The sequence below is a fragment of the Paraburkholderia xenovorans genome (assembly GCF_046030735.1).
In the GTDB taxonomy this organism is placed as follows: domain Bacteria; phylum Pseudomonadota; class Gammaproteobacteria; order Burkholderiales; family Burkholderiaceae; genus Paraburkholderia; species Paraburkholderia xenovorans_A.
The window spans coordinates 175,898-192,192 of the sequence record NZ_JAQQBV010000011.1 but is presented as its reverse complement, the minus strand read 5'-3'; the positions used below and the strand labels follow the sequence as shown (position 1 = coordinate 192,192).

15 protein-coding genes are annotated in these 16,295 nt (G+C 63.9%); 4 read left to right on the top strand and 11 right to left on the bottom strand.

Annotation, left to right across the window (positions count from 1 at the left end):
* Positions 1-91 precede the first annotated feature (91 nt).
* Positions 92-427, bottom strand: a complete 336-nt coding sequence (locus PQQ51_RS13440; protein ID WP_408497270.1) for a hypothetical protein — start codon at positions 425-427, stop codon at positions 92-94.
* Between the two features lie 128 nt (positions 428-555).
* Positions 556-1,509, bottom strand: coding sequence for a transporter substrate-binding domain-containing protein (locus tag PQQ51_RS13435; RefSeq protein WP_408497269.1), 954 nt, complete (start codon positions 1,507-1,509; stop codon positions 556-558).
* A gap of 257 nt (positions 1,510-1,766) precedes the next feature.
* Here PQQ51_RS13435 and PQQ51_RS13430 point away from each other — a divergent pair, with 257 nt between their 5' ends.
* The 3 genes from PQQ51_RS13430 to PQQ51_RS13420 all read left to right on the top strand — a co-directional run bounded on the left by PQQ51_RS13430 (position 1,767) and on the right by PQQ51_RS13420 (position 4,605).
* Positions 1,767-2,813, top strand: a complete 1,047-nt coding sequence (locus tag PQQ51_RS13430; RefSeq protein ID WP_408497268.1) for a helix-turn-helix domain-containing protein — start codon at positions 1,767-1,769, stop codon at positions 2,811-2,813.
* 265 nt (positions 2,814-3,078) lie between these two features.
* The gene (locus tag PQQ51_RS13425) at positions 3,079-3,669 is read left to right on the top strand and encodes a tetratricopeptide repeat protein (protein ID WP_408497267.1); all 591 of its coding nucleotides are present in this window, start codon (positions 3,079-3,081) and stop codon (positions 3,667-3,669) included.
* 189 nt (positions 3,670-3,858) lie between these two features.
* Complete coding sequence (locus PQQ51_RS13420; RefSeq protein WP_408497292.1) at positions 3,859-4,605, top strand: hypothetical protein; 747 nt, start codon at positions 3,859-3,861, stop codon at positions 4,603-4,605.
* Positions 4,606-4,635: 30 nt separating this feature from the next.
* Here the strand turns inward: PQQ51_RS13420 and PQQ51_RS13415 are convergent, their stop codons facing one another.
* The 9 genes from PQQ51_RS13415 to prpR all read right to left on the bottom strand — a co-directional run bounded on the left by PQQ51_RS13415 (position 4,636) and on the right by prpR (position 14,832).
* Positions 4,636-5,037, bottom strand: a complete 402-nt coding sequence (locus PQQ51_RS13415) for a hypothetical protein (RefSeq protein ID WP_408497266.1) — start codon at positions 5,035-5,037, stop codon at positions 4,636-4,638.
* 81 nt (positions 5,038-5,118) lie between these two features.
* Positions 5,119-5,787 carry an RraA family protein gene (locus PQQ51_RS13410; RefSeq protein ID WP_408497265.1) on the bottom strand — a complete coding sequence of 223 codons (669 nt, stop codon included), beginning with the start codon at positions 5,785-5,787 and terminating at the stop codon, positions 5,119-5,121.
* Positions 5,784-6,833, bottom strand: a complete 1,050-nt coding sequence (locus tag PQQ51_RS13405; protein WP_408497264.1) for an amidohydrolase family protein — start codon at positions 6,831-6,833, stop codon at positions 5,784-5,786. The genes PQQ51_RS13410 and PQQ51_RS13405 overlap by 4 nt, the downstream gene beginning before the upstream one ends.
* A gap of 44 nt (positions 6,834-6,877) precedes the next feature.
* Entirely contained in the window at positions 6,878-8,197 is a 1,320-nt protein-coding gene (locus PQQ51_RS13400; RefSeq protein ID WP_408497263.1) for an MFS transporter, read from the bottom strand.
* A gap of 130 nt (positions 8,198-8,327) precedes the next feature.
* Positions 8,328-9,227, bottom strand: coding sequence for a LysR family transcriptional regulator (locus PQQ51_RS13395; protein WP_408497262.1), 900 nt, complete (start codon positions 9,225-9,227; stop codon positions 8,328-8,330).
* A 266-nt stretch (positions 9,228-9,493) separates the two neighbouring features.
* Complete coding sequence (locus PQQ51_RS13390; protein ID WP_408497261.1) at positions 9,494-9,823, bottom strand: hypothetical protein; 330 nt, start codon at positions 9,821-9,823, stop codon at positions 9,494-9,496.
* Positions 9,824-10,000: 177 nt separating this feature from the next.
* Positions 10,001-11,359: an MFS transporter gene (locus PQQ51_RS13385; protein ID WP_408497260.1), complete on the bottom strand. Its 1,359-nt coding sequence runs from the start codon at positions 11,357-11,359 to the stop codon at positions 10,001-10,003.
* 329 nt (positions 11,360-11,688) lie between these two features.
* Positions 11,689-12,771, bottom strand: a complete 1,083-nt coding sequence (locus PQQ51_RS13380) for a tartrate dehydrogenase (RefSeq protein ID WP_408497259.1) — start codon at positions 12,769-12,771, stop codon at positions 11,689-11,691.
* 90 nt (positions 12,772-12,861) lie between these two features.
* The gene (prpR, locus tag PQQ51_RS13375; RefSeq protein WP_408497258.1) at positions 12,862-14,832 is read right to left on the bottom strand and encodes a propionate catabolism operon regulatory protein PrpR; all 1,971 of its coding nucleotides are present in this window, start codon (positions 14,830-14,832) and stop codon (positions 12,862-12,864) included.
* Positions 14,833-15,066: 234 nt separating this feature from the next.
* On the opposite strand from prpR, the gene prpC reads away from it, so the two are divergent.
* A complete protein-coding gene (gene prpC, locus PQQ51_RS13370) occupies positions 15,067-16,236 on the top strand; it encodes a bifunctional 2-methylcitrate synthase/citrate synthase (protein WP_408497257.1) in 1,170 nt (389 codons plus the stop codon).
* Positions 16,237-16,295: the final 59 nt, after the last annotated feature.

Here is a 16,295-nt window from a genome sequence, read left to right as displayed (position 1 = left end):
CTATTTTGCACTCGCCGTCAAAGCGCGGTCTACAACCAACCGCGATGGAGCCCTCGGTCCGGACCAGCCGGACCCGCAAGCCGGTCGGCCGCTACTCGTAGGCGCGTTGCAGCAGCTCGGCGCTGCGAGTCGCGGCGGCGCTCACAGGCAGCGGTTGTGCGGCCAACTCGTGCGCATGGGCGATCAGCACACGCAGCAACACCGCTGCATGCGTGCTCAACCATTCCGTCTGGAATTGCGCGAGGTCCGACATGCTTTCGGCGAGCCGCCTGAATCCGCGAGGGCTGCGATCGACCAATGGCCAGCAGTGCAAAAGATAGGCGAGCGGTACCTGTTTTTTTTCTTCGCACCAGAGCTTGAACAGGTAGTCGCACAGCGAGTCGATCCGTTCGGCCGGTTTTTCGCGCTGAAATAAATAGTCGGGCATGACGGGAGTCCGGTGAACGAACACAATGACTCAGTGTAAACACGGTGTTTTAGCGACACAGTCAGGTGATCCCGGTACTCGACGGCCGCCTGGCTGAATTTTTTGTCAGGAAATCCTGACGCTGCGGCTCATTCGGATGAGTCTGGCTTTTTGCCGCCGACCGGGTCGAGCCACAGTTCCTTGCGCGCGAGCGGCACCCAACTGGGAAGCAGCGGATTCTTCAGATCGATCAGCACGCGGCGCGCGAGGTGCAGATCGGCGATGCTTTGCGCGAAGTGCTGGTTGAACAGCGCGTCGAAGCTGCCGTCCTTCAGCATCGCTTCGAGACCCGCTCTGATCCGCTTCGCGAGCAGCGGCTGGGTCGGGCTCACGTAGAAAAACTGCGCATACGGGTAGCGGATCAGCAGATGCGATTCGATCGCCATGTGCGGATAGCGCGCCCGGAATGCTTTCAGCTCATGCGTAATCTCGACGACCCCGCGCGGGAACATGTCGAAGCGGCCGGCCGCCAGCATCGGAAACAGCAGGTCGTAGCGGCTCGCGGTGACGATCGGAATGCCGGCGAGACGATAGATCGGCAGGTCGCCCCAATCCTCGCCCTGGCCGATGCGCAGCGTCCGCAAGCCCGCGACGTCGTGGATCCCGTCGAATTTCGGCTGTTGGCCTTGCAAAATGAGCGCGACGCGGTAGCCGAGCAGGCCCTTGTCGATCGGGATCGGAATCGGGATCGCGCCGTTGTTGAGGTCGGGGTGGCCGGTATCGCTGGCGATCACGTCGACGAGGCGTCCGGCGATGACTTCGTTGATTTCGCGTTGGCTCGACATCCGCGTCCAGTCGGCGTCGATTTCGTAGGGGCCGTATTCGGCAATGGTGCTGTCCAGCGCCGTGATCAGGAACGCCCAGCGGCCGTCCCGAACCACATCGCCGTGCGCGCGGACAATCCGCACGTGCGTGACGGCGTCGGGTGTCGCGGCGGCCACGGAGTCCGACGCCTGCGCATTGCCCAAGGCCGACCAGGCCAGCGCGGCCGCGAGCAGGCTTGCCGCTGCGGTCAGCCATGCCAGCCGGCCTGTTTGGTCCATCTTCAGCATCGAGCCCGGCCAGGTACGTGTTCGAAATCAATCATCAAAAAGCTGACTAATGCCATTTAGAAAATTTCTGATTTATTTAATACAAGTAAACATGCGATAAATACGGTCGGCTGAAATGTGCGGCGTGATGACCTCGGTGAAATGTCACGCGCTGACTGATTCACCACGTTTTCGACGTAAGAAATACGCATTATCGGTGTTGCAAAACAAATGCGGTAAAAAATAACCAGCGGGACGGAGTTTCAAGATTGAATCCTTATTTCTATCGATTTTGCACTGATGCATACCCGAACGAACAACGATTCGAAGTCTGGCGCGACGAGGTCAATGCGATATTCGATGTCGATATCGACGAATCGCTGTCCCACAGCTTCAATTACGACCTGTCGACGGGCTATATCGGTTCGCTGCTGATGGGTTGCGGCACATGGGCCGGACAACGCGAACCGGTCGCGTATGGGGTCAAGCGTTCGGCGAAGATGATTCGCCAGGACGGCCTCGATCACTTCTATCTGTGCCTCGGCATCACCCATTCGCTGTCCGGCTACGCGGCGCGCACACCGATCCAGGCCGACGCGTCGACAATCTATGTACTCGATCTGGCGCGTGAACTCGATTCGGAGATCGTCGCCGGCGACACCGTGATTCTGACCATCGCGCGCGATCAGCTGAATCCGCGCATCAGGTCGGCCGATCTGCATGGGGCCGTGCTGCGGGGTCCGCTGAGCAGCCTGCTCGGCGATCATATGGTCGCGTTGCGGCGGCAATTGCCGTATCTGTCGCCGGCCGACATGCCGCACGTCGAGCAGGCCACGCTGGCGATGGTGTCGGCGGCCCTGGCGCCGTCGGTGCAAACGCTCGCGGACGCCGAGGGCGAAATCAATCAGGCCGTGATGTCGCGCGTGCGCCGCTATATCGATGCGAATCTGACGTCGGCGGACCTGACGCCGTTGCAGATCTGCCGCGACGTCGGCATCTCGCGCGCGCAGTTGTACCGGCTGTTTGCGCGCGAGACGGGCGTCGCCGTGTATATCCAGCAGCGCCGCCTCGCGAAGATCCGGCAGATCCTCGAAGGCGCGGGCGGCCGTCAGCAACGCCTGTCGACGCTGGCGTTCCAGTACGGCTTCAAAAGCGAATCCCATTTCAGCCGCAGCTTCAGGCAGGCATTCGGCTGCGCACCGAGCGAGGCGCGCGAGCGCGGTGCCGCGCGCGAAGCTCGCACCTCGTCGGGCTCGCGCCACGCGGGCCGTCAACCGGGCTCGTTGCGCGACGTGCTCGGCAAGCTCGAACAATGAGTTTTCGCTGAGACGCACAGGCAAGTATTGGAGACGCTGGGGCAAAAGCGTGCAACGCGCAACTGCTACCATTTTCTCGCCTGATTCATCAGCTGATTTCGCGGCGCGCCGGTCCGTTCAGCGATCGACGCTCGCCGCTCGCCGCTCGCCGCTGTATCGACCGGCTGATGACCCAGGTAAGGAATCCGCGTCGACAAGCGCTCAATCAACTCTGATAACGGCTGGTAGGGTCGGCGCCCATTCGCAACCGAATCGGGGATCGAGAATGAAGTACCGCCAGCTCGCACCGTGGGCCGTTCTGGTCCTGGCCGCTTGCGCGCAGAATCCGTCTGCCAGTCCGCTCGTACGGATCTGCGACGAACACGGATGCGCCGACAGGCCGAAGAACCAGGTGACGCGCGAGGCGTCGGGCACAGCAGGACAAATGGATTCGGACGGGCGCATCGCTGCGCTCAAACAGGCCGGGGAGACCAATCCGCGCGCGGCCTACGATCTGGGCTTGCGCTATTTTCGCGGCGACGGCGTACCGCAGGACAGCTACCAGGCGCTGGTCTGGATGCGCAAGGCCGCCGAGCGCGGCGACCTGCAGGCGCAGAAAGCGTTGGGCAGTTTCTATCTGTTCGGTCTCGAGGAGATGGGCCCCGATCCGCGCGAAGCGGAGAAGTGGCTGCTGCTCGCGTCCGGCCGCGGCGATCAGGAATCGACGAAGCTGCTCGCGCAGGCGAGGGCCGACAAAAAAGCCGATCAGGACTACTACCGCTGGCAGACCGAGACGCGCGCGCTCTATTACGGCTACTGGAATTCGGGCTATCCGTATCAGGGCTATTGGCGCGAGCGCGCGTGGTACTGGAATTGACACGAACCGCTTTTGCATGACATGGCCCGCGGCCGATGCTGACACGCGTCTCATCGTCCGGCGGGCGTTCCGTAAAACCATCACGCACATAAAGACGCACACCAAGATATGACGCTCAATTCAAAGCATTCGGCTGCGAGAAGCCTGTTCGCGATTGCGCTGACCGGAACCCTGAGTGCCTGCGGGGGCATGGTCTCGACAGGCGGACAAAGCGCCGGCGTATCGGGCGCGGCGGGCGGCGCGGTCAGTGCCGGCGCGGATACGACGCTCGAGCGCTGCGCGGCGCCGCTCGGCACGATCGCCGTCGACGACGGCCGCAACGCCGACTGGTTCGGCCCGTTCGGCAGCGCGACCCAGGTCACGACGATCGAGCCGCTGCTGCGTCTCGCGGTTCAGCAGTCCAACTGTTTCGTGATCACGTCGGTCGGCAATCAGAAGACCGACGCGCGGCTCTCGCGCATCACGTCGCTGCAGCGCAACTCCGGCGAGTATCGCGCCGGCTCGAAACAGCAGAAAGGCCAGCGGGTCGCGGCGGACTACTACATGGAGCCGCAGATCGTCATCAACGATTCGGCGATCGGCGGCGTGAGTGGCGTGCTGGGCGGCCTGATCGGCGGCAATGCGCTCGGTAAGATCGCGGGCGGCATGCAGTCGAAGGCGTCGGTCGTCACGTTGACGCTGTTCGACGTGCGCTCGGCCGTGCAGATTTCGGCGGCCGAAGGCAATTCCACCGCGACCAATTACGGCGCGGCGCTGGCCGGTCTCGGCGGCAGCGCGGGCGGCGGGCTCGGCGGTTTCTCGAAGACGCCGGAAGGCAAGGCGACGGTCGCCGCGTTCATCGACGCGTACAACAAGATGGTCGTCGCGCTGCGCAGCTACAAGGCGCAGGACGTGAAGGGCGGGCTGGGACGCGGCGGCCAGTTGCAGGTGAATTGACGGGATAGCTGTGGGGGACCCACGCGCCTCTCACAGCGGTACGTCTTCGATCAGCGCCGAGCGCACTGCGCGGATTCTGCGATCGACAAAATAACCGCCGCCTTCCGTATAACGCAGATAGAGACGGCTGCACGACGTGCATTGCCAGACACCGCAGCGGTTGTACGGAAAGTAGCGCGGCGCGATGGGCGCGTCGGGCGACCAGTACGTCGTCTTGTCCGGCAGGTATTCGCTGAACGTCGGTTCGGGTTCGTCCTCCGGCGCGAGCGTGCCGATCTCGACGAACTGCGTTTCGTCGAGAGACAGCGGCTGCGATTGCCAGCCTTCGAGCGGGGTTCGGGTACAGGTACAGCTCGCGGCATCCGTGGCTTGCGCGGCTTCCACGCGCCGCGCGAGTTCGACGAAGCTCGATACGTTCAGATATTCCGCCATGAGGGCGACCACTCCAGCAGGATTCGGATCAGGACGTGATGGACCCGCGCCATCATGCCCGCGCGCGGGCCGTTAGGGAAGTCACGCGTTCATCATCCGGTCGCGTTGCGGAACGACCCACGAGCGGTCGAACCGGCCTGCGGCGATCGATTGCAGCGCGGCTGTTTCCTTCGCGAGTTGCCGCTGCGCGCCGGCGATCACCGCTTGCGCGTCGGCGGGCGCGATCGCGAGCAGACCGTCCTCGTCGCCGACGATGATGTCGCCCGGATGCACGACCGTTCCGCCGACCGTCACCGGCACATTGATCTCGCCGGGGCCGTTCTTGTACGGCCCGCGATGCGTGACGCCGCGCGCATACACCGGAAAATCGCGCAACCGCAACGCGCCGACATCGCGGATCGCGCCGTCGATCACGAGACCGCGCACGCCCAGGCTCTCCGCGAAGCTCGCCATGATTTCGCCCATCAGCGCCTGCGTCAGATCGCCCGCGCCGTCGATCACGAGTATGTCGCCCGGCCGGCAAAAGTCGAACGCGCGATGAATCGCGAGATTGTCGCCGGGACGTGTGTGGACGGTGACGGCGGTGCCGGCCATCGGCTTCGGCTGATGATACGGCCGCAGGCCGACCATGCCGCTCGCACGCGCCATGTTGTCGCTCAGCAGCGAGACGGCGAGTTCACGCAACGCGTCGAGCGTGGTGGGGTTGGCTTGAGGCGCGGAGTCGTATTCGCGCCATCCGATCGGATTCATATCGTGGCTCCTTGTGCTGCGGGTTGCTGAATTGGCTGCTCGAGTCGGGCGGAGAGCCGCGCATACACCGCGCGGGCGTTGTCTTCGTAAATCTGCCGGCGGTCCGCGTCGCTCAGCCATTCGATCGCGTCGATGTAGCGGCGCGTGTCGTCGTAGTGGTGGCCGGTTTCGGGATCGATGCCCTGAACCGCGCCGATCGTCTCCGATGCGAACAGGATGTTGCGCACCGGAATGACCTTGGCGAGCAACTCGGCGCCGGGCTGGTGATAGACGCAGGTGTCGAAGAACACGTTGTTCATCAGATATTCGCCGAGCAGCGGCCGCTTCATGTCCTGCGCGAGTCCGCGATAACGTCCCCAGTGATACGGAACCGCGCCGCCGCCGTGCGGAATGACGAAGCGCAGCGTGGGGAAATCGGCGAACAGGTCGCCTTGCAGCAACTGCATGAACACCGAGGTGTCGCCGTTCAGGTAGTGCGCGCCGGTCGCGTGGAAGTTCGGATTGCACGACGACGACACGTGAATCATCGCCGGCACATCGAGTTCGACCATCGCTTCGTAGAGCGGATACCACGAGCGGTCCGTCATCGGCGGACCCGGCCAGTGGCCGCCGGACGGGTCCGGGTTCAGATTGCAGCCGATGAAGCCGAGCTCTTCGACGCAACGGCGCAATTCGGCGATGCAATTCTCCGGCGCCACGCCGGGCGCCTGCGGCAACTGGCACACGCCGACGAAGTTGCGTGGAAAGAGTCCGCACACGCGATGAATCAGATCGTTGCATTCGCTCGACCACACCGCGTTGGCTTCGGCGCCCGCGAGGTGATGGCCCATGCTGGCCGCGCGCGGCGAGAAGATCGTCAGATCGGTGCCGCGTTCGCGCTGGATGCGCAACTGGCCGGTCTCGATGCTGGCGCGGATTTCGTCGTCGCTGATGGCGGGGCGCGGCGGCGGCGCGGCGCCGTCTTTCAGCGCCGCGATCTGTCTGGCTCGCCACGCCTCGTGCTGCGGAGGCGAAGTGGTGTAGTGACCGTGGCAATCGATGATCATGTCGGGACTGTCCGTAAAGATGAGCTTGATAAGAAGTGAACGATTCAGGTGCGCGTGGCGGGGTCGCCCGCGAGCGCTTCGGCCTGGTCGTCGGCGGGTGTCACACGCATCACGAGCGCGATGATCGTTGCGACCACCAGAAACGCTGCGATGGTCAGCAACGCGAGCTTGAAATTGCCGGTGGCGTTACGCACGAGCCCGATGCTCCACGGGCCGACCAGGCCGCCGAACTGCGCGATCGTGTTGATCAGCGCAATGGTCGCCGCGCCTGCCGCACCGGTTCGGAACGACGAAGCGAGACTCCAGAACAGCGGATTGCCGGCGTAAATGAACAGGCCGGTCAGGCACAGCAGCGCATAAGCGACGATCGGATTCGGCGCGTACGCGCTGCCGGCGATGGCCAGCGCGCTCATTCCATAGACGAACGCGAGATGCTTTTTACGGTCGCCGGTGCGGTCGGAACTGCGGCTGATCACGAAGGTGCCGAGCACGCCCAGCAGCGGCGGTGCAGCGGACAGAAAACCCACCTCGAGATTAGTGAGGTGACCGAGGCTTTTGACGATCTGCGGCAACCATAAAAACAGCCCGTAAATGCCGACCAGCGCACAGCCGAACAGGCACGCGAGACTCCATACGCGGATGTCGCTCGCCACCTTCAGCAGCGGAAAGTGGGTCGTGCCGCCTAACGCTTCGCGTTCGGCCGCGAGCGTCGATTCGAGCCACTGCTTTTCGTCGGCGGCGAGCCAGTCGGCGTCGGCGGGGCGCTCGGTCATGATGCGCAGCGTGACGAGGCCGAGCAGCATCGCCGGTACGCCTTCGAGAATGAACATCCACTGCCAGCCCTGCAAACCGAGCACGCCGTTCGCGTACGTCATCAGCGCGGTCGAGATCGGGCCGCCGAGCACCGCCGAAAACGATCCGGCGATGATGTAGCCGCCCACCGCGCGAGCCCGGTATCGCACCGGAAACCATTTCGTCAGATAAACCGCGACGCCCGGTAGAAACCCCGCTTCCATCACGCCGAGCAGAAAGCGCAGCACGTAGAAGCTCGAATCGTTGAACACGAACGCGGTTGCCGCGGCCACCGCGCCCCAGGTCAGCAGAATGCGCGCGATCCAGCGGCGTGCGCCGACGCGATGCAGCAGCAGATTGCTCGGCACCTCCAGCACCATGTAGCCGACAAAAAAGATGCTGCCGGCAAAGCCGAACACGGCCGGGCTGAAGCCCAGTTGCCTGTTCATGTCGAGCGCGGCGAAACCGATGTTGATGCGGTCGAGGTAGTTGAAGAACATCATCGCGAAGAGCAGGGGCATTAATCGCCCGTACACCTTGCGCATGGTCGCGGCTTCGTTGAATGAGGTCATGCTGTCTCCTGCCTTGCGCCGACGGCGGTGCCGCGGCTGCGTTCTATCGGTTCTTATCGTGTGGGTCCATGATAAGAACGCGATGGCAGAGAGTCCAAGACCGCTTGCTTATGCTTGTATAGGTTTTTTCTTATAGTGTCGCGCCGGAAAGCGGCGCGGGCAGGCAGGCGAGAAAGGCTTTCAGATGCGGCGACGGGTCGTCGGTGTGGAAGGTGGCGGCGAGCGTGGAGCGATACGCGGAACCGGGGCCGGTCAGATGCCGGTACACGACGTCGGTGCGCCCGAGTCGTGCGACCGATTCGCCGATGAACGTGACGCCGAGGCCCGCGGCTACGAGGGCGATCGCCGTCTGTATTTCATAGGCCTGATGCGCGACCACCGGCGTCACGCCCGCATCGCGATACAGCGTCAGCACGGACCGCTTGAACTGCGCGTTCTGATGCTTCGGATACAGAATCAACGGCGTGTCGGCAAGATCGGCGATTCGCACTTTCTTGTGCGACGCGAGCGGATGCCCCGGTTCGAGCGCGGCCACCACGCGCTCGCGCAGCAGCGGGTACGACGTGCAGCCTTCGATCGCGAGCGGCTGCCGGCCAATGCCGATATGAATGCGCATGTCGCGCAGCGCGTCGGTCTGCTCTTCGGTGAGCATCTCGAAGAGCTTGAGTTCGACTTGCGGATACGCGTGATGAAACGCCTTGAGCGCGGGCGGCAGGATGCTGTACATCGCCGAGCGCGTGAAGCCGAGACTGAGCCAGCCGCGCCGGCCGACGCCGATCTCCTGCGTGCCCAGCGCGGCCTGTTCGAGCGACGCGAGGATCTGCCGGGCTTCCGCGCAAAAGTACTGGCCGGCTTCGGTCAGAATCAACGGCCGCCTCGCGCGGTCGACGAGTTGCGTGCCGAGCCGTTCTTCGAGCGAGCGGATCTGCTGGCTCAGCGCGGGTTGCGCGATATGCAGGCGTTCGGCGGCGCGGCTGAAATTCAGTTCCTCGGCGAGGATGACGAAGCATTGCAAGGCTCGGAGATTCATAGGCGTAGCGTTTCGGTGCCGGCCGGCGGCTGAAGGAACATATCGTAGACGGCGCCGAACAGCCACGCAATGCCGGGGTCGACATGAGCCTGCTGAGGAAGGGGCGATGCGCGATCAGGACCAAGCTCAGGATCGTGAGTAATCCTGGTGATCCGAAATATTTATTCCGGAGTGACGGAGAGGGCCGTTGAGTGCATCGGCGTCGGGTTCATGACGAGCGACCGACGCCGCTTAAGTCGGGCGCTTGCCGTGCTTTACCGGGCGGCTTATTGCGCAGCCGCCGGCGCTTTACCCTGATTCACGCAATCCGCGGTGATCAGCATGCTTGCCTGATCCGGCGTCATGCGCGGCGTGTCGGGGCTGTAGATCTTTTCGATAATGCGGTCGACCGCTTGCCGGTCCGCATCGTCCTTGTAGTATTTGGCCGCCTGGGCGAGCGCCTGCGATTTTGTCTTCTTATGTGCGCGCCACGAAGCAACCTGGCCGGCGATATCGCCGAGCGCGAAACATTGATCCTTGACCGTTTGTGCAACGGCTTCCACGGCCGGCTGCGCGAGGCACGCTGCGAGCATCGCCGATACGACTACGCGTTTCATTACCCGAATCCTGTAGTTGGCTGGGCGCCGCAACGACCGGGCGGCCCAAATAAGCGCGTAGTTTATCGGGAAGTGCGGCACGACGTTTTTTGCGCCCGCGCCGCCCATGAAAAAAGCCGCCCTTCACAAGGCGGCTTCGACTGGCCACAAGCGACGCCGCGTGAGAGCCAGAGTCGCTCAATGCCCGAACGACTCCGCTTTGGAAGCCGCCGGAATCGTCACATGCGGACGTGCGGCCTGCTTGATCAGCAACGCCACGCACGCGATCAATCCCGCCACCGCGACCATCGCGAAGATGCCGGCGAACGTGAAGTGGCGACGCGTCAGTTCGGCGACGAGAAACGACCCCGCGATCCCGCCGAAACGCCCGATTCCCAGCATCCACGCGACACCGGTGCCGCGGCCTTGAGTCGGATAGAACGCGGCGGCGAGCGCGGGCATCGACGATTGCGCAGTGTTCATCAACACGCCCGCGACGAACACGATGAACACCAGCGCACCGACGTTGCCCACTGCCTGGCCGATGAAGTACACGCTCACGGCGGTCAATGCGTAGCAGGCCGCGATGATCCGGTTCGCGTTGAAGCGGTCCATCAGCACGCCGCACAGCACGGCGCCCACGCCGCCGAGCGGGAACAGCGCGGAGATCAGTGTCGCGCGTTGCGGCGTGAGGCCGGCGTCCTTCAGCAGGATCGGCATCCAGTTGATCGACGCGTAGAAGATCACGAGGCCCATGAAGTAGGCAATCCACAGCATCACCGAACCGACGATGTACGCGCGCGACAGCACCACGCCAAGACCTTTGCCGCCGGTTTGCGGCGCGGTTTCGGTCATCACGAAGCTGCCGCCCTGCGCGGCTTCGCTCGAAATGCGCGCGAGCGCCGCGCGAATCCGCTCGACCGGCGCGCTGTTGGCGACCATGTAGCGCACCGACTCGGGCATCTTCAACACGAGCACGATCGTCAGCAGCAACGGCGTGACGCCGCCGAGCACGAGCACGCTGCGCCAGCCGAAGTGCGGAATCATCCATGCAGCCAGAAAGCCGCCGAACGCCGCGCCGAGCGGAAAGCCGCAGAACATCAGGTTGATCAGCGTCGCGCGGCGGTTGTCGGGACAATACTCGCCCATCATCGTGACGGCGTTCGGCATTGCCGCGCCGAGCCCCACGCCGGTGACGAAGCGCAGCGCGGTCAGTTCTTCGATGTTGGTGGAGAACGCGGAACCGAGACACGCCACGCCGAACAGCAGCACGGAGCCGAGCAGCATCGAACGGCGGCCGAGCCGGTCCGACAACGGACCTGAGCCGAGCGCGCCGCACGCGAGGCCGAACAGCGCGGCGCTCAACACGGGCGCGAGCGCCGGTTTCGTGATGCCCCATTCGCCGATCAGCGAAGGCGCGATGAAGCCGATTGCAGCGGTGTCGAAACCGTCCAGCAGGACGATCACGAAGCACATGAAAAAGATAAGCCACTGGAACGGCGAGAACGGATGTTCGTTGATGAACGTCTGGACGTTCACGGCATGGCTACGGTTCATCGTGTATCTCCCATGCAACGCATCCAGGATGGTTGCTGACTGCTGACCACGGAATGCGGAAAGGCTCGGCGTGACGAGCCTTTCTGGTCTTTTCCGGTCCTATTTTTAACCGTCGCAAATTTGTTCGCATATAGAACCGTGATTCATTATACGAACACGCGCCACTGTAAGTAATCCGGAATGCGCGGGCAACGCGGGATAACCCGAGCATGTTGCGGTCGCGGTCGCGGTCGCGAAGCGCGGCAGCGGCGGCCGGAAGCGCCGCGCGGCTTCAGCCATGCCGCGCTGCACGAGCACGCTGGACCCCGCGGCCCGGCCTCAAGCCAGCCTCAACCCAGCTTATTCGCGATCGCCTGTCCCACCTCGTTCGTCTTCGCATTGCCGCCGAGGTCGCCGGTATGCGGACCTTCGATCAGCGTCGCTTCGATCGCGGCGAGAATCGCGTCGTGCGCGTCGCGCTCGTGGCCGGCGTGATTGCCGAGGAAGTCGAGCATCATCGCCGCCGACCAGATCATCGCGATCGGATTGGCGATGTTCTTGCCGGCGATATCCGGCGCGGAGCCGTGCACCGGTTCGAATAGCGACGGAAACTTGCGGTCGGGATTCAGGTTGCCCGACGGCGCGAGCCCGATCGTGCCGGTGCAGGCCGGTCCGAGATCGGACAGGATGTCGCCGAACAGATTGGTCGCGACCACCACGTCGAAGCGATCCGGATTCAGCACGAAGCGCGCGCACAGAATGTCGATATGCTGCTTGTCCCACGCCACGTCCGGGTACTGCGCGGCGACGCTCGCCGCGACCTTGTCCCACCACGGCATGCTGATCGCGATGCCGTTGCTCTTGGTTGCGACAGTGATCTTCTTGCGTTCGCGGCGCTGTGCGAGATCGAACGCGAAGTGCAGCACGCGTTCGCTGCCGTGCCGCGTGAACACCGATTCCTGCAGCACGAATTCGCGCTCGGTGCCTTCGAACATTACGCCGCCCACCGACGAATATTCGCCCTCGGTGTTTTCGCGCACGATCCAGAAGTCGATGTCGCCGGCCTTGCGGCCTGCGAGCGGCGAAGGCACCCCGGCGAACAGGCGGGCCGGGCGCAGGTTGATGTATTGATCGAATTCGCGGCGGAACTTCAGCAGCGATCCCCACAGCGAGACATGGTCGGGCACCGTGTCGGGCCAGCCGACCGCGCCGAACAGGATCGCGTCGGCCGATTGCAGTTGCGCTTTCCAGTCGTCCGGCATCATCTTGCCGTGCTTCGCGTAGTACGCGCAGCTCGCCCATTCGATGTGCTGGTAGTCGAGTTCGATGCCGTAGCGCTGGGTGACCGCATCGAGCACGCGCAGCGCTTCGGGCATGACTTCGACGCCGATGCCGTCGCCGGGAATGACCGCAATCCGATATTTGTTCGACATGTTTCTGCTCCTCCGTTCTGGACTGTTCTGGACTTCTGGACGATTCGACGATGGCCGGTTGATTCGTGCCGTTAAGCGTCGCAAGATGCCTCACGGCGTTGCGTTCAGTTTCCGCCATAACGTGGTCTTGCTGATGCCGAGCGCCTTGCAGGCCGCATCGCGGTCGCCGCCGTACGCGGCCAGTGCGGCGCGGATTTCATCGGCTTCCACGTGACGGCTGCGTTCGCGCAACGTGAGCGCGGCCTGCGTCGCGCTTGCCCGTGGCGCGAAGATTTCCGGCGCGACGGTGCGCAGGATGTCGCGAGTCAAGGGTGCGGTTTTCTCGCCAGCGTCGGAATCGGTATCGCTATCCACATCCGCAAGTTCAACCGCGAGCCGTTCGATCACGTTCTGCAATTCACGCACATTGCCCGGCCACGCATACCGTTGCAAAGGCTCGCCAATACCGGCGAGCGCACGACGCGCGGCATCCGCATCCGGAATGCGAGCGGCCAGTCCCGGCTCACGCGCTGCGGCTTGCAAAAGCAGTTCGACCGCGAGCGGCACCAGATCCTCGGCCCGTTCGCGCAGCGGCGGCAGCGCGATACTCAGGATGTTCAACCGATAGTACAGGTCGGCACGAAAACTTCCGGCCTCGATGCGCTCGGTCAGCGCGCGATGCGTGGCCGCGACCACACGAATGTCCACGCGCGTCGGCTCCGTCGAGCCTAGCCGCACGACTTCGCGTTCCTGCAACACGCGCAGCAAACGGCTTTGCAACGACAGCGGCATCTCGGCGATTTCGTCGAGAAACAACGTGCCGCGATGAGCGACTTCGATCAGCCCCGCCTTGCCGCCTTTGCGCGCGCCGGTGAACGCGCCTTCCTCATAGCCGAACAGTTCACTCTCGAGCAAGGCTTCCGGAAACGCGCCGCAATTGATCGCGACGAACGCAAAGTCGCGCCGTGCGCTCAACTGATGCATGCTTTGCGCGACCATTTCCTTGCCGGTGCCGCTTTCGCCGAGAATCAGCACAGTGGCGTCCGAGCGCGCATAACGCCGCACCAGCGCGCGCACGCGTTCGATCGAATCGCAGACGCCGACGATATCGTCGAGCCGGTAACGCGCGCTGAACTGCTGCACGCGTTGCCGCGAGCGCAACGTGCGGTCGAGCCGTTCGACCGCGCGCGATTCCTGAAACGTCAGCACGGTGCCCGCCGCCGCGCCGCTGCCGGCGAGCGGTCCGCGATGCACGACATAGCTGACGCCGCGCACGGTGCTCAGGGTGTCGCCGTCGGCGTCGGGCAGAGCGTCGGCGAGATCGGGTGCGATCTCGAGCAGCACGCGGCCGGCCGCTTTGGCCGCGTCGATGCCGAGCGCGGCCGCGAGACGCTGGTTCATCGCCTCGACGCGCCCTTGCGCGTCGAGCGCGACGACGCCGTCGCGCAAGTGTTGCAGCAGATTGTCGAGCCGTTGACGGCGGATCGATTCACGCCGTGTCGCCTGCGCGACTTCGAGCGCGGTATCGAAGGCCGCGCGTATCGACGCGCGCGAGTAGAGGAACACCGCGCCCATGCCCGCGGCGGCGGCGAGGTCGGTGACGCTGCCGGGGCCGACCACCACGTCGATACCGCGATCGCGCAGATCGAGCACGACGCTTTCCGCGTCCTGAGCCGACTGATAGGACGCGAACGTGACGCCGAGTCCGTAGGCGGCGCTGAAGCGCCGCACTTCGTCGGGCGTGTCGCCGTGCGTGACGAGCGCCACCGACGCGCCGTCGCGCCGCGCGCGGGCCAACGCGTGCATCACGTCGAAGCCGGTCGGGTTGATCAGCACGACCGGCACGGCGACCCGCGTTTTCAGATACGCGCCGTTCGAGCCTCCCGCGATCACCACGTCCGGGCGACCGGCGCCGGCGGCGTCGATTTCACGCACGGCGTCTTCGAAACCATGCGAGACGATGCGCAGGTCCGCGTGTTCGACATACTCGCCGGCAATGTCGAAGAACAGATCGCGCAACCGGCTGACACTGGCTGCCCAGATACGCGGGCGCTGGCCCGGTTCGAAAAGAGGTGTGTTCACGGCAGGGCGGCTTTCGGGGCTTATAGGGAACAGGCGGCCATTATGCGCGCCTTTATTTCGGATATGAAATCGGGATTTTCACTTGTGAAATGACGCGTGCCTGGGCTTCGGTACAGGTTTTTTGTTAAATCAGGCACTTAGCCAGCGGCGCCGCACCTGGCCTGCACTTGGCCTATTCTTTGCATTCAGGGGCTTCGTCCAAAGCAATCCCCACTTACATCCGGAGACAAACCCATGAGCGAAGCAGACAACAGCACGCCGGCCGCGGGCGCATTCAAACCGAAGAAGTCCGTGGCGCTGTCCGGCGTGACGGCGGGCAACACCGCGCTGTGCACGGTCGGCAAGACCGGCAACGATCTGCATTACCGCGGTTACGACATTCTCGATATCGCGAGCGCCTGCGAGTTCGAGGAAATCGCGTATCTGCTGGTCCACGAAAAGCTGCCGACGCAAGCCGAACTCACCGCGTACAAGACGAAGCTCAAGGCGCTGCGCGGCCTGCCCGCGAACGTCAAGGCAGCGCTCGAATGGATTCCGGCCGCAGCGCATCCGATGGACGTGATGCGCACCGGCGTGTCCGTGCTCGGCACCGTGCTGCCCGAGAAAGACGACCACAACCTGCCCGGCGCACGCGATATCGCCGACAAGCTGATGGCCTCGCTCGGCTCGATGCTGCTTTACTGGTATCACTACTCGCACAACGGCAAGCGCATCGAGGTCGAAACCGACGACGACTCGATCGGCGGCCACTTCCTGCATCTGCTGCACGGCGTGGAGCCGTCGAAGGCGTGGGTCGACGCGATGCATGTGTCGCTGAATCTGTACGCCGAACATGAGTTCAACGCATCGACGTTCACCGGCCGCGTAATCGCCGGCACGGGTTCGGACATCTACTCGGCGATCACCGGCGCGATCGGCGCGCTGCGCGGCCCGAAACACGGCGGCGCCAACGAGGTCGCGTTCGAGATCCAGTCGCGTTATCAAACGCCGGACGAAGCCGAAGCGGACATCAGAAAGCGTGTCGAGAACAAGGAAGTGGTGATCGGTTTCGGCCATCCGGTGTACACGATCTCCGACCCGCGCAACAAGGTGATCAAGGAAGTCGCGAAGAAGCTGTCGAAGGAAGCGGGCAACCTGAAGCTGTTCAATATCGCCGAGCGTCTGGAATCGGTGATGTGGGACGCGAAGAAGATGTTCCCGAATCTCGACTGGTTCAGCGCGGTGTCGTATCACATGATGGGCGTGCCGACCGCGATGTTCACGCCGCTATTCGTGATCGCCCGCACGGCCGGCTGGAGCGCGCACATCGTCGAGCAACGCATCGATAACAAGATCATTCGCCCGAGCGCGAATTACACCGGACCCGACGATCTGCCATTCGTGCCGCTGGCCAGGCGCGCCTGAGTGTGATTATCTGAAAGTACATGTCGTACATATCGGGGCGGTCGCGGCCGCCGCGACGG